This is a genomic window from Ningiella algicola, from assembly GCF_028401415.2.
In the GTDB taxonomy this organism is placed as follows: Bacteria; Pseudomonadota; Gammaproteobacteria; order Enterobacterales; family Alteromonadaceae; genus Glaciecola.
The window spans coordinates 992,513-1,007,738 of record NZ_CP171821.2 but is presented as its reverse complement, the minus strand read 5'-3'; the positions used below and the strand labels follow the sequence as shown (position 1 = coordinate 1,007,738).

Genomic DNA, 15,226 nt, shown 5'->3' with positions numbered 1-15,226 from the left:
GTCTCAAAATTACACTGACTACCTGAAAACACACTATTCTTAAGTTACGGGACACACATATGAATCCATTCAAGCCCAATCAAATCACGCGAGCCTTAGTTGCTAGTGGTCTTTTGATAGGAAGCCTCCCTCTCTACGCACAAGAGGCACAAACGCCTGAACCTTCTGCAGAAGAAGACGTTGAGATCATTGAAGTACGCGGCTTCAGCACAAGCCTTATCAAGTCACTTAATCAAAAACGCTTCAGCGATACGGTGACAGAGCAGCTATCAGCCGATGATTTAGGCGGCTTACCGGATGTTTCAATTGCCGATGCGCTTACGCGTCTGCCGGGTATCTCTGCAGTAAGAACGGGTGGTCAAGCGGCGGAAATCAATATCCGGGGTCTGGCTGGTGGTTTTGTATTCTCAACGCTCAATGGACGCGAACAAGTGTCAACCAGCGGCAGCCGCTCGATTGAATTCGACCAATATCCCTCTGAGCTCATCAGTTCAGGTGCGGTTTACAAATCACCTAAAGCATCTTTGATAGAAGGCGGGGTTGCAGGTACGGTTGAGCTTAAAACGGCCAGTCCGTTGTCAAACAGCGAAAAGCACACCTTTAATGCAAATGTTCGCGGTATGTACAATGATAGAGCTAGCGAAATACCAGATGGCGATGAATTTGGTCACCGAATTAGTTTCGCTTACCAAGGCCAGTTTTTAGACAGTACGCTTGGTGTAGCCCTTGGTTATGCTCGCTTGTTTCAGCCAAGTGTCTCCACCCAGTTTATTGGTTTAGCCTACAACCGAGAAGCAGATGTTGATGGTTTAGCAGGTGATACTGAAAACTTAAATCCTAACGCAGCGGCAGAAGGTCAATGCGTTGAATGTGAGCAAATCAGTGAAGGTTTTGAAATGCAGCATCAGGGCGGTGCAGAAACTCGCGATGGGTATGTGGCAACCATTGAATGGGCACCGGTTGATAATTTCACCCTAAAAGCAGATGCATTTTACTCCAAATTTGAGTCTGAGGAATTTGCACGCGGCTTTCGTGTCAAGCTTGAAGGTAACAATGCCCAAGTTGCCAATCCAATAGTACAAGACAATCATGTTATTGGCGGTACCTTTAATCGCAATGCGTCAAGTCAAACCCGTATTGAGCTAGTCAATGATGACAACCAAGATTTTGACGAGATTAAAAACCTAGGTCTAAACGGTGATTGGCAAATCAACGACAACTGGAACATGAATTTTGATATTTCACACTCATCTGCGGAGAGTGACTTCAGAAACGGTTTGCTGTGGTCGCTCGTTTCTCAAGATGCAAATGCGGTGGACCCAGAGCTAGATACGAATATTTCCATAAGTTATGCCCTCAATGGCTTAGACTTGCCAGATTTAGGCTTCAATCAAGCAGACGCATTCTCTGATATTAACCGTGTGCTAGTGTCTCAATACGGAATTTATCCCTTCCAAAACTCAGATTCTCTAGACGCGTATCGTGTTGATTTTCGATATGAGTTGGACACGGACTATTTTTCTAGCATCGAGTTTGGCGCACGCTATTCAGATCGAACTTACACCAATGATAGAAGTGTCTTTCAATATGGCAGTGATTCAAACTTCTCTAGTACTCAGCCCCCGCTTCGTTTAACCCAAGACATGGTTGAAATTGTCAATTGGGAGGGCGACTTTAGCTACTTCCCAAGTTATTTAGCGATCGATTTGGATGCGGCATTAAATGCGTGGTTCCCTCAGGGCATCCCGCAGCCGGTGCAAACATGGGGTAACTTTGCCGGTGTAGTAAATGCGCCTGAAGGCGGTCTGCTGGGGCAAGATACGTCTTGGTCGGTACTGCAAAGCGGTGAGGTGTATGAGGAAGTTACGTCTGCATACGTGATGGCAAATATTGATGCTGAAATCGCAGAAATTCCTGTCACGGGTAACCTTGGTATTCGAATGGTAGACTCAAAACAAGCATCTACCTTTTTACAAAATGTAGGGGGAGATATAGATGCCGGTGCCGAGTTGATTCGTGACGATGCGGGTCTGGTGTCGGATCAGTTCCGTTCCGTCATACTTGAAGATACCTACACCGACTATTTACCCTCGCTTAACTTAAACTTCCAAGTGACTGATAACACTTATGTGCGCTTTGCCGCTGCTAAAGTAATGGGAAGAGCCCCTATCAATGAAATGTTTGCAAATAGTGGTACTAATTTGAGCACACCCATTGCAGAACGTGACATCGATACTGGCTTAATCTCAGTCACAGGCGAAGCGATACTCACCGGTCAAGCAGACAATAGTCCTTATTTAAGACCGTTTTATGCTAATCAGTACGATTTGTCGTTTGAGCATTATTTTACCGAAACCGATGGTGTTGCCGTGGTTGCGTTGTTCTACAAAGATATTCAGTCTTTTGTTGATAGAAGCACGACTGATCCATATGACTTCCAAGGCAATGGATTCAACGTGCCTAGCGATGTGGATATCACGGTTCAAGAAGATGACGGAACAGGCACGCTGGTGCCAGTACTTGATGCAAATGGCTTACCGTTGACCATATCGGTTCCCGTTGTAAATGGTGCATTTACGACAGCAGTTAATAATTCCGAAGGGGGTTATATCCGCGGTATTGAGGTCACATATACACAAATCTTCTCATTCTTACCTGACTTTTGGTCAGGTTTGGGCGTTAGTGGAAGTTTCTCTCACACTGAAACAGAGATTGTACGAATTGCCGATCCGGACCAGGGCGTGTACTCGTCTGACTTGCCGGGTTTATCTCCAAACGTAATCAACGGTACCGTATTCTGGGAAAAGGGTGGCTTTGAAACTCGTCTTAGTGCTCGCTATCGCGACTCGTTTGTGTCTGAGCAAGTGGCAGTTAACGCACAAGTTGTTAACTTTGATTCTGAAATGGTCGTTGATTTTCAAGCGTCCTATGAAATTAACGAAAACTTGGGCATTTTATTTCAAGCGAACAACGTTACCGATGAGCCAACTAAGAGCTACTTCGGGGATGAGTCACGCACAGGAACAATTCAGTACTTCGGCACGCAATACTTCCTTGGGGTGACGTACTCATTATGAAAAAACTAGATTTACAGCATTTTTGTCAAAAACCGACAATTGGTCTAAAGGCATTGAGGTCATCAAGCATGTTTAATTTTAGAAAATCTATTAGCGCATTTTTTAGTGTAGCGCTCGTCATTTTCAGTGCGCTTATTTTAAGCGCCTGTGGTGGCTCTGACAGTGAGCCGGGGCAAGTTCCTCTCACCTGTGATGTGCCAAACGTGCCTAACGCACAGGGCACTAGTTGTGTTCCACCACCGCCAATCGCTTGTACACCGCCAACGGTGCCAAACGCAACCAATGACGCGTGCGTGGTTGGTGTAAATCCGGATTTACCCGATCCGGTGTTTTTCCCTGCACAAGATCAAGCGGTTTTGTACTATAACCGTGCTGATGTAGATGCAGATAACTCACAAAACGATCCCGCATATGAAGGTTGGCGTCTGCATACTTGGAGCAATGATGCATGTGATGCTTACGCAGACCCTGATACGCAATGGGAAGATGGGAGAATTCACGACGGAATTGACCCAACCTACGGGGCCTATTGGATCCTTGACTTGAAACCGGGCTACGCTGGCACACCAGGCGCATGTCATAATTTTATCATCCATATTGGTACCGAAGACTCGGGTAAAGAGTTAGGTGGCGGTGACTTCACGGGCAACTTGTCGCAAGATGACCCGCGTTTTACGCGCATGAACTTCACACTTTCTGGGGTAGCAGAAGTATATGAATTCCCTATTGATTCACTGGGTGAACAACCTGTATCAATTGAAGGTGCACAAGCTCATTGGTTAGATGCTCAAACCATACTGTGGGACGTAGATTTTGCCCTGGTTAAAAATGTGAAATTGCATTATTCCGCTGACGCGTCTCTGGAGATCTCGCTTGAAGAGGGCGTATTAAACAGCACGACCGCAGAGATGACGGAAATTGACCTAACTGACGCTCAGCGCGAAATTGCCCCGCATTTATCCGACTTGCCTGCCTTTGCAGGAAATTGGAGTCTTGAGGATGCTAAAGCCGTATTGAAGACCCAAGCCATAGTGGGAGCATACGACTCAGAAGATAAGCTGGTGGCTGCAACTCGCCTACAAATCCCTAATGTGCTAGACGAGATTTACACCTCTGGTGAGGCTGATGCTGATGAAATGACCTTGGGTCCAATTTATACGGATGGTGGCATTGTATCTCGCGTTTGGGCACCAACCGCTCAAAATGTTGCGCTTAAGCTATACAACGACGACAAAACCCTCGCATCAACCAATGCGATGACGCTTGATGAGACCACAGGTGTTTGGTCATTCGAAGGCGACATGGGCATGGATAGACAGCTCTATCGTTTTGAAGTGACGGTGTATCATCCAGAAAGTGAGCAAATTGAAGTGCTTGATGTAACTGACCCGTACTCAGTTGGCTTGTCGTTAAATGGCCGCTTCTCACAGTTTGTCAATTTGAATGATGACGATCTTAAGCCAGAAGGCTGGGATACGCACACCATTCCAACCGTAGAGAACTTCGAAGATATCGTTATTTATGAGGGTCATATCAGAGAATTCTCAGCGCGTGACGCGAGTACATCTGAGGCGAATCGCGGCAAATACTTAGCATTTACCGAGAAAGACTCAGCGCCCATGCAGCATTTGGCTAAGCTGGCTGACAGTGGCATGACGCACTTTCATGTATTACCGGCTAACGATATTGCCACCATTAACGAAGATAGTGCACGCACCGTAGATTGGACTAGCACAATCGCCGAGTTTTGTGCATTAGCGCCTGCATCTGACGTTTGTAACGACGGTACAGACCTTAATCAAACCATTGAGGCTCTATATCAATCATATAACGTCTTAACTGAGCCCGGCGCGGCGCAAGCCCTTGCGCAGCAGTTAAGAAGCTTTGATCAGTTTAACTGGGGCTACGATCCTAAGCATTTTAATGCGCCAGAGGGCAGTTATTCATCTAACCCAGATGGTGTAGAGCGAATTCTAGAAATGCGCGCAATGGTGCAGGGCTTGCACGAAGTTGGCTTGCGCACAGTGCTTGATGTGGTTTACAACCATACGAATGCATCGGGCTTATTCGCTAACTCAGTATTTGACAAAGTCGTCCCTGGTTACTATCACCGCTATAACATTGAAACGGGTGATATTGTGAGAGAGTCTTGCTGCGATGACACCGAAACACGCAATCGCATGATGGAAAAATTCATGCAAGATTCATTGGTGCATTGGGCACAACACTACAAGTTTGATAGCTTCCGTTTTGATCTAATGTCGCAACATGCTCGTGACCATATCCTCGATTCCTTGGCCGCAGTGCAAGAGGTAGACGAAGACACTTATTTCTATGGTGAGGCATGGCCACGTGATACCTCTGCCTATGGCGACTTTGTCAATGCAACGCAGCCGACCATGGCCGGCTCTGAAGTCGGTACATTCAACGACCGCATGCGTGAAGCTGTTCGCCAGGGTTTAATATTCTCTCGTGATGCTAGCGGCGAAGCACTTGCGGCACAAGACCGAGTGAAGGTGGGCATGTCTGGTACATTATCTGACTTTGTTCTAAAAACATCAGGTGGCTCTGACGCTACAACATCTGCACTTGGTGGCTATGCGAAAGACCCTGCTGATATTATCAACTACGTCTCTAAGCATGATAACGAAACACTTTGGGATCAATTTAACTACGTTTTACCAGCCGACATTACGCTGGCTGAGCGTGTTAGAGCTTCCAATATCGGTATTTCGCTACCGCTTATGTCGCAAGGTATTCCATTCTTGCAAATTGGTGGCGACTTCCTTCGTTCTAAGTCAATGGATAGAAATACCTTTGACGCGGGCGACTGGTTCACACTAACTGACTTCACCTTTGAGACTAACAACTGGAATGTCGGTTTGCCATTAGCTGAAGATAACGAAGGTGCTTGGCCTGCAATATCTCAGTTCATGAATTCACCTGAGCGTGCAGCGTCGATGAACGATATTGAATTTGCAGCTGAGGTTTTCCAGGAATTTTTGAGTATCCGTGCTTCAAGTCCACTGTTGAGACTGACAACAGCCGATGACATTATCGATAGACTTGGTTTCCACAACCTCGGTGAAGACCAGCAGCAAGGTCTTATTGTGATGAGTCTTGACGACGGTTTGGTGCTTGACGAAATGGGTGAGCCTGCAGAACAACAGCGCGCTGATCTTGACCCAATGGTTGACGCAATGGTTGTTGTCGTCAACTCGGGTTATGAAGAAAAGTCGATTGATGTAATGACAGCATCTGGTTTTGAGCTACATAGCACTCATGCAAACTCCGTTGACCCAACTGTGCGTGGCGCAAGTTTCAGCGACAGTTCAGAGGGTGAGATGGTGCAAGGCACGTTTACGGTTCCAGCGATGACTATGGCGGTATTTGTTAAGAATCAAGGTAGTGAGCGTGGCTACGGTTTGTCTGCATTTGCAACTGCGGGTGCACCAGACATCGTTCCTTACGGCGACACTACGATATTTGTACGAGGTGAAATGAACGGCTGGGGCGAAGCGGATCCAATGTCCTATCAAGGTGACGGTGTGTATGAGACCACAATTGCCCTAGAGGGTGGAACTACATACGCATTTAAGGTTGCCTCTTCGGATTGGTCAGCGGTGAATCTTGGTAACAATGATCCATTAGTGGTTGAAGATATGCCGAAGCCTCTTATCAATGGTGAAGACAATATGTCAATCACGCCTAGCGTGTCAGCAACTTACATCTTCAGTGTTGATGCTGGTGATGTTGCCGCGCCGGTATTGACTGTAACCAACGAAGAGCCATATGTTGGCATGCCAATCTTTATTCGTGGCAGCATGAACGGTTGGGGGACTGACAACGAGCTAGAGTATGATGGCGGCCGCATTTATCGCGCCACCATAGACTTAGCAGCCGAAGAGCATCAGTTCAAAGTGGCAAATGAAGACTGGGCGATGCCAAACCTTGGCGGTGCAACACCTGCCGACGCTGATGTGGTCGTAAACCTAGCGCAAAATATGCCCTTATTCGAAGGTGGTGAAAACCTTAAACTGACCATCGATGAAGCCGGTCGATACATATTCGTATTCGATACCGTTGACTTAGATGCGCCAGTAGTAAGAGTCTTTGCTGAAGAGTTCTTCGGCGGTGAAACAGTCTTTATTAGAGGTAGCCTCAATGGCTGGGGAGAATCAGATGCGTTGAGCTACCAAGGCGATGGTGTATATTCGGTCGATATTGACTTGGATGGTTCTGATGTTGCATTTAAGGTAGCGACAAGTGACTGGGCTACGGTTAACTTAGGTGCGTTTAACGAAGGCGAAGCAGCTGTTGAGGTTGGAAAGCTGAAACACCTGTTCCAAGATGGCGGCAGTGGTAACCTAACGCTTGCCTCGCCAGAAGCTGGCAACTACGAGTTTAGGGTGATTGGACGAGACGTCAAAGTCATCAAAAACGACTAGCGTGTAGACGGATTTCAGTCTGCTAGATAAACAGCCGCTGTGTGCCCTTCACAGCGGCTTTTTTATGTTAATTGTTCGTAATTAAGAAATAACCACTCACCATCCATATTTAACACGCAGTCTTAGTGTAAAGCACACAATGCCAAATTTTCTTATTATTAAAAATAAAGCAAATAAATCAATTGGTTACTGCAAAAATTATGGTATTTATTTACTTTATTTAGTTAATAAAAAAATTAAATAAAAATAGTAATATAAAATTTAATAACGATAAGAGTAAAATTCACAAAAAAATATCTTAATATTTACAAGTTTGTTACTTTACATATACAAACATGGGGCATAGGCTAAATATTGTTCACTCTTGAACACACACACTCGCAATACAATTTAGCTCTTCTATATAAAATAGGAACACACCATGTTTAATATCTTACATACGACAAAGCGCACTGGCACAGGCTTGTCAAAAATAATCACCCATCGTGGCACAGCAGTCGCGCTTGCATCGCTTTTCTGCGCGTCACAGTTTACTGCTTTTTCTGCTCAAGCCTCTACGTCTTCGGGTGTTGATACCATTTACTCAGGCAGTTATGCGAGTTCGGCGTGGCAAAGTGATCAATTTGACGGCACTAAATACCGAGATCTCAACAATAATCGAGTCATCATAAATGTTAATCACAACAACGGAGGTTTTGACGCAAGTTTTGCTGGTACTTTCAGCATTGATAAGGTCGATAGTGTGTCAGCTGATTTTGCAGTGGACGCTTCGTTTGCAGTCAGTGGCTCAGGCAGCGGCAGCTGGTGGTACGGTCCGAAGGTGTCAGTGAACTGGATCTCGGGTAATCCAAACGGGTTGGCCGGATGGTACGAAAATTACATCGTCGATAAAGCCAGTAAGAACCCTCAACAGATGCACGACTGGTTAATGAATGACTGGGATAGCAATAATCCACAAAATGAATACTTGGGCACAACTAGCCACGATGGCGCTACTTATAAACATTACAAGTTTTATTTCAGTGATTGGGTTCAGTTTTGGGCCGTTCGCCAAAGCTATCGCAATAGCGGCACGACTTCTATTAAGCCGATTTTGAATAAGTGGCGAAATCATGGTTTACCCAACAAACGGGTTGATGGCATTAAGTTTAATGTTGAAACTCATGGTCAAAATGACCGTGATTTTACGATTACTCGCAAGTGTCTACCTACAAGCTTTACAGACAATTCGTGCAAAAACACTGACACAGGTGGCGACGAGATTGCCGGCAATAAGCGCTTGAAAGGTGGCTGGAAAGGCCGTTACATGCATGCGGGTGGAAACTGGAATTGGGCCGGTGTCGAGGTGCTCAATTTAAATAGCAGTTGGGGTTCGCAAAAGTGGAAACTGGAAAAAGTATCTAATAACGTGTACAGAATTAAAAATACATGGAATGGTCGCTACTTAACGGCTGCGTCCACTAATCAGTGGGATGTCATAAAAACTGCAGACTTAAACAGTGACTGGAGTTCTCAAAAGTGGAAGTTTGAAAAGTCAGGTGACAAGTACCGTATTAAGAACCAATGGTCAAACCTATACCTTCACGAAAATGACGGCAATGGAGCCTCTTTAGTTCAAGCTCCGTTGAATACGGGCTGGAGCTCTCAGAAATGGAAATTGAATGCCTATTAGTTAGGTAACAAGCTTGTGTAACAGCAAATTATTCATAAGAGAGACACTTCATGTAAAACACCGCCTCGGCGGTGTTTTTGTATGATGCGCTATTGATAGGGCATTATAATCAATTGACCTTTAGTTTGCTCTGCTGCTCACGTAGCCTGTGAACTTGTTTATCCAAATTATCGCCCACTGCACCGGCTAATTTTGCACGTTTGAAATAATGAAGTGCCAGCGCATCACGATTTTGTTTTAACATAAGTTCTGCAAGCTGGAGATTATATAGTCCGTTATGGGGGAGGGCATCTGCTAAGATCTGCAGTGTTTTCTGAGCCATCGCTTGGTTTTGCTCACTTCTGTACCGGTTCAAACTGCGATGCATCAGTGCCTCCCAAGTCAACTGCTTGCTAAACCACTGATATCCCAACTCTTGTTGCCAATCGGTAGGTGCTGCCAGTTTGACTTTTACAGGCTGGTCCACAAAGGGGTAGTCGCTTGTTAATTTTTGTATTGTGGCATAGCCAAAGTACTCCTCTGCCGGCAAGATCAGACGCTCGTTCCAAGCCTGCCCTATCGCTATGTCAGTCCATGGGCTGAACCGCTTGCTCATTCTTAGCGCCTGATAAAAACTCTCAGAGAGCACAAAATAACCCTCTAAGTTTGGGTGCAAGTGCTCAAGCATCAGACTCGTATCAATAATGCCATTACGACTACGTTGTTCAAATGCAGTTTTGCTATCGACCCAATATACACCTTCCATCTCGCTGAGCTTAGAAATTACATCATTGATCGCTTTCGGTGCGCGAAATCGCAAGGTGTCATGTTCAATCGCTTGCATAAAATGAGTTTTGGCGAGTGAGTGTAATCCAAGTGAGCGTAAATACCTTGCCAATGTAAAATGCAGGTCTGCACTGTCTGAGGACATAAGTGCTGCGCTGGCGTGCTGAAGTTGAGTTTGAATCAACTGTAATTGCGCAGGAATTGCGTCACTTCGTTTTGTTTGGGATAGCAAGGACTCTATACCTTTAATAATTTGCATGTGTTCTAACGAGGCGGGCGCACTCGAAAAGGGGGCTTGTTGGCCTTGATTGCTAGCGAGACTAGCAATGAACACGGGGATATTGGCACTTTGGTATTTTTGTATCAATAGACGCATGTTTCTCTCAAACTGATGAATACCTGCATCAAATAGCGCAGAGTCTTTTGCAATGTTCTTATCTTTTGCCACTTTAGACATTAAGGTGCGAGAATTTGCAGTGCCAGCTTGTGATGATGCGTCAGGGTCTTTACTAGTCATCTGAATTAGTGATGCATCACTTGGCGAACTAATATTGAAAAACAAGCGCTGAATAAGCTGAAATGTTCGCCAGCCTTTCAGCTTGATAAACCATAATGTGCTGGTAGTTGAGTTGGCAAGCGCAAAACTGCTGCCCACCCCCAAAATTCCCAAAAACTCATTGTGACCAGCATAAATTAAAACACCATCAGGCGACTGCTCAATGATTTCATCAGCCAAGTCTAATAAGGTGTATGAGTTAACCGCCGAGAGTGCGGTTCCAACCACCTCAACATGATTAGCCGGAAGCGCTTGTTTCAGGCGTTGGTCGAGCGTGGCGGCAAGTGAAGCGCCATAGCCATAAGGAAAGCCCGCCGCGGTGCTGCCGCCTTGCACAAAAAGTCGAATACCATTTTCAGGTTTTTCCTTTAGAAAGAAATTGGCTTCCAGAGTAACGTTTGGTTGTGGCGCATCTGGGGGGAAATATCGAGACATCACATCAGGGCGAGGGAGTAAATAGTGCGGGTTGGCAGGATTTTCGATGAACAGTGGCGTATCGTTACCATAACCTACCAAGCGCAAGCCTCCTTCTAAGAGCGCGAAAAACGCAACGGGTATGCACATAGCAATCCCATAAAACAAAAAACGCTTCGTATTTGATACAGACTTAGTGTGAACATTGGGCATATTCATAGAATCAAAATAACCTTTGGGCGTGCATATGTTATTGCAAAAGGTGTCATTGCAAAAGCGAGCGTCTTATTTGTTTAGCTTTAAGATTGGAAGGGTCTTGCGCAATCACCTCATCAAGCAAGACGATAGAGGCCTTTATTTTTTGCTGCTTAAACAGTATTTCGGCCAAGCTTAATTTGTAGTTTACTGCTCGCGGATTCAGTTGCACAGCCTTGCTAGCATAATACTCTGCAAGCGGAAGAGCATTAGCTCGCAACAGCAGTAATGACGCAACACGCGCTAGATTCTCTTGTTCGGGCAAGGCTTCAAAAAGCGTTCCTGCACTAATACCGGCTTCCAAAAAACGCCCCTCGCTTTGTAACTTTTCAACTAGCTGCTGCTGAATCTTGATATAAGATTCGCCCCTCATGCGCTGCTTAGCAAGCGTTATATCCGAGCGTCTTATCGCCCGTGAATTTACTATGGCATGCTCGATATCAGCAATCCTAATATCATCAAGTCGGACGGTTGTAGGCGTGTCACTGAAGGGGTAATCCGAGAGCAGCTGCTCGACCTTAAATTGGGCAAAAATTTGATCCGTTAGTGACAATGGTTGCCATCGCCAAGCATCCTCTTGGAAAACCGCCAGGTCTTGCTCGTTCGTGTTCTCTGATGAAATGAGTCCTTCTTCAAGTAAGCTTGAGTAAAAGCTTTCTGCAATCAGAAAGTATCCACGAGCGTTTGGATGCAGATGTTCCAGCATAAGCGATTTATCAATAATTCTATTCTTAGTATCGTTAATGAGCGTGGCGTATGAGTCCACAAATATCGCATCATGCTTATGGCTTACGGCTTGAATAATCTCGTTAAATTCGCTTGGTGCCCTAAACCGTAATAGATCAAAGTCGCGAGCTTGTTTGAAAGCTTTGTAGGCTTCAGTGCGCTTACCGTTTTCAAGCAAATAGTTTCCCAGTGCAAACATATAGTTGGCATGAAAGCGGTCTTTGGCGAGTGCAGTATGCGCGTTTGTAGGCCATGATTTTTGAGTGTTTTTGTTGAGCAATGCATTATCAAGCTCTGGAATTTCAAGCGATTCAAAGGGGGCTTGGCTGGCTTCATTTGAAGCGATACTCGATACAAAAGCGGGTACAGCCGCTTGAGAAAGTTTTTCTAGAATAAGAGATAAGTTTTGTTCAAACTGCGTCTTTCCGGCAACATATATATCGCTTTTATAGGCAATGTTTTTATCTTTTGCCACTTGCGCCATTAGTGTTCGCTGATTTGTTGAAGCCCCCTCTACATAGATTCCCTCTGGGTTAGGCGTAACTATTAAATGATATATTTTTTGCACTAATTGATATATACGCCAGTCTTTCAGCGTCAGAAAAAGAAGATTGGCGCTATATGAGCCTTTACCCGCAAAACTAGAGCCCACGCCCAGCGCACCCAAGTATTCATTGTGGCCTACATAAATCAAAACTGCGTCAGGCTCGATGGCTATGACTTCTTCTGTAAAGTCCAAAATCGAAAAGCTATTGATGCTCGACATTGCCACTGAAATTATCTCTACCTTCTGCTGAGGGTGACTTGCGCTGATGCGTTGTTTAAGCATGCCAGCGGGTGAGCCAAATCTACCATAAGGAAAGCCCGCCATGGTTGAGCCGCCCATGGCCACAATGCGAAGGGTGTTGTCTGTTTTTTGTTCTTTGAAAAGGTAAGTGTCAGGGGAAACGGCAGGCGCTGAACTCGCTGGATAAAAGAAGCGTTTTATGACATCTGGGTTGGGTTCTAAATACCCTTCAAATTGGTCAGATTCAACAAATAAAGGATAGCTTGCGCCATAATTAGCAAGTCGTAAAATTCCTTCCAGTGCGCCAAGCAATAAAAATGGAAGAAGGATTGCGATAAGGTAAAAAACGAGTTTGGGTTTTTGCTGCATTCGAGTATCCTTTATCATTGAATCAGCGACAACATTCGTATGCAAAACGCTTTATGGCTTATTTGCAAGGCCAGACGTATGTTACTGTAGTGCAACACTAAAAGTAATAGGATCTAGTTACAATATGCGCTTGATAAAAGTGAAGCGATGACAGCAATTTTAGGTATTTCTGCATTCTATCATGATAGTGCAGCGGCAATTGTAGTAGATGGTAAAATTGTCGCTGCTGCACAGCAAGAACGCTACTCCCGTATAAAGCATGATCCTCAATTCCCGGCACAGGCAATCGAATACTGTCTTGCGAGCGCAAATTTAACTCTCCATGATTTAGACGCGGTGGTGTTTTATGACAAGCCCTTATTAAAATTTGAACGCTTATTAGAAACCTTTCTGGGCAATGCTCCATTTGGTTTTTTTGCCTTCGCCAGAGCAATGCCAATATGGCTAAAAGAAAAACTCTATCTAAAAAGCCTCATTCGGCGGGAGCTTCGAACGCTTATCTGCGAGCATGAGCTTCGTTTACAGCAAGTACGCGGTCAAGAGCACGACCCAGCTTATGCAAAAGCGCAGAGTAAAAAAGCTACGCTTCCACCTTTGCACTTTACTGAGCATCATCAGTCTCATGCCGCTTCCGCATTCTACCCTAGTCCTTATGACGAGGCTGCGGTAGTGTGCCTTGATGGAGTAGGCGAGTGGGCAACATCATCTATTTGGCATGGCAAGGCGAATACGCTCAAGCCTCTGAAGGAAATGCATTTTCCCCACAGTATTGGACTGTTGTATTCGGCTATGACCTACTACTGTGGCTTTCGCGTTAACTCTGGCGAGTACAAGCTAATGGGGCTTGCGCCCTATGGCACACCAAAGTATGTGGATTTAATAAAGGAACATCTAATTGATATTCTCGCCGACGGCAGTTTCGCGCTCAACATGCGATACTTTGACTATGCTATTGGAAGTCGTATGGTTAACCGGCGCTTCGAAACACTTTTTGGTGGAAAAGCCCATCCCTTTGATAGAGCGCCTACGCAAAAACAAATGGATTTAGCGAGTAGCATTCAAGTTGTGATTGAGGAGGTTGTTTTGAATATTGCACGGGAAGCGAAACGCCTCACCAAATCCAAAAATCTGTGCTTGGCCGGTGGCGTTGCGCTTAACTGCGTGGCAAATAGTAAAATACTCAATGCTGATATATTTGATGAAATTTGGATACAGCCTGCAGCAGGCGATGCTGGTGGGGCCCTGGGCGCGGCTCTGCAGCTATGGTACGAGCGACAATCGTTAAACCAAGCCGACAAGCGCAATACCGAAGATAGCAATACCGCGCTTGCAAACAAAAGCGCAGCACCAAGTTTAAAGCGTGAAGTAATGCAAAGCGCACAGCTGGGCGATGCCTTTTCAAAAGAGGAAATTGTGCAAGTATGTGAGCAGCTATCGCTTGTGTTTAAACGCTTTGAAAGCGATGAGTTGATTTCGAGTGAACTGCTCAGCGAAGTCAGTCAGGCACTTGCTGATGACAAGGTGGTAGGGTGGTTTCAAGGGCGCATGGAGTTTGGTCCGCGAGCTTTGGGAAACCGTTCTATTTTAGGTAACCCGTGCTCTGAAAAAATGCAGTCGCAAATGAATTTGAAGATAAAACAGCGCGAGTCATTCCGCCCTTTTGCTCCAGCAGTGTTGTCTGAGGATGCCAAGCAGTGGTTCGAGTTGAACAAGCCAAGCCCTTTTATGCTATTTGTAGCGAATTTGAATTCGCAACACCGAGTTGATGATTCAACAATTGGTTCTAACAATGCGCACGAACAAGTATCCAATAATGACATAAGTATTGAAGATAGAGTCAATCAAGTGAGAAGCGTTGTGCCTGCGATTACGCATTTGGATTATTCTGCTCGCGTTCAGACGGTAGACGCGCAACATCATGCTAAATTTCACGCCTTAATATCAGCTTTCAAACAAAGAACGGGCGTAGGAATGCTTATTAATACATCATTTAACGTGCGCGGCGAACCGCCGGTACGAAGCCCTGAAGACGCTATTCAATGTTTTTTAGCGACAGAGATGGATGTATTAGTTATGGAAAATATTGTGCTTTACAAAGCCGAGCAAGCAAACGATGTTGTTAAAAATACTAAGCGACAACGTTTTGCGAAGGACTAA

General features: G+C 45.3%; 6 protein-coding genes. 4 read left to right on the top strand and 2 right to left on the bottom strand.

The window, feature by feature from the left end:
* The first annotated feature begins 59 nt into the window (after window positions 1-59).
* The 3 genes from PN836_RS04530 to PN836_RS04520 all read left to right on the top strand — a co-directional run bounded on the left by PN836_RS04530 (window position 60) and on the right by PN836_RS04520 (window position 9,197).
* Window positions 60-3,077, top strand: a complete 3,018-nt coding sequence (locus PN836_RS04530) for a TonB-dependent receptor (RefSeq protein WP_395343978.1) — start codon at window positions 60-62, stop codon at window positions 3,075-3,077.
* A gap of 68 nt (window positions 3,078-3,145) precedes the next feature.
* Window positions 3,146-7,525 (top strand): alpha-1,6-glucosidase domain-containing protein, encoded by a 4,380-nt coding sequence (locus PN836_RS04525; RefSeq protein WP_395343976.1) that lies wholly within the window; start codon window positions 3,146-3,148, stop codon window positions 7,523-7,525.
* A 421-nt stretch (window positions 7,526-7,946) separates the two neighbouring features.
* Window positions 7,947-9,197: a hypothetical protein gene (locus tag PN836_RS04520; protein ID WP_395343973.1), complete on the top strand. Its 1,251-nt coding sequence runs from the start codon at window positions 7,947-7,949 to the stop codon at window positions 9,195-9,197.
* 109 nt (window positions 9,198-9,306) lie between these two features.
* Here PN836_RS04520 and PN836_RS04515 read toward each other — a convergent pair whose 3' ends face one another.
* A complete protein-coding gene (locus PN836_RS04515) occupies window positions 9,307-11,151 on the bottom strand; it encodes a hypothetical protein (protein WP_395343971.1) in 1,845 nt (614 codons plus the stop codon).
* Between the two features lie 46 nt (window positions 11,152-11,197).
* Window positions 11,198-13,069 (bottom strand): hypothetical protein, encoded by a 1,872-nt coding sequence (locus PN836_RS04510; protein ID WP_395343969.1) that lies wholly within the window; start codon window positions 13,067-13,069, stop codon window positions 11,198-11,200.
* A gap of 147 nt (window positions 13,070-13,216) precedes the next feature.
* On the opposite strand from PN836_RS04510, the gene PN836_RS04505 reads away from it, so the two are divergent.
* Window positions 13,217-15,226 carry a carbamoyltransferase gene (locus PN836_RS04505; RefSeq protein WP_395343966.1) on the top strand — a complete coding sequence of 670 codons (2,010 nt, stop codon included), beginning with the start codon at window positions 13,217-13,219 and terminating at the stop codon, window positions 15,224-15,226.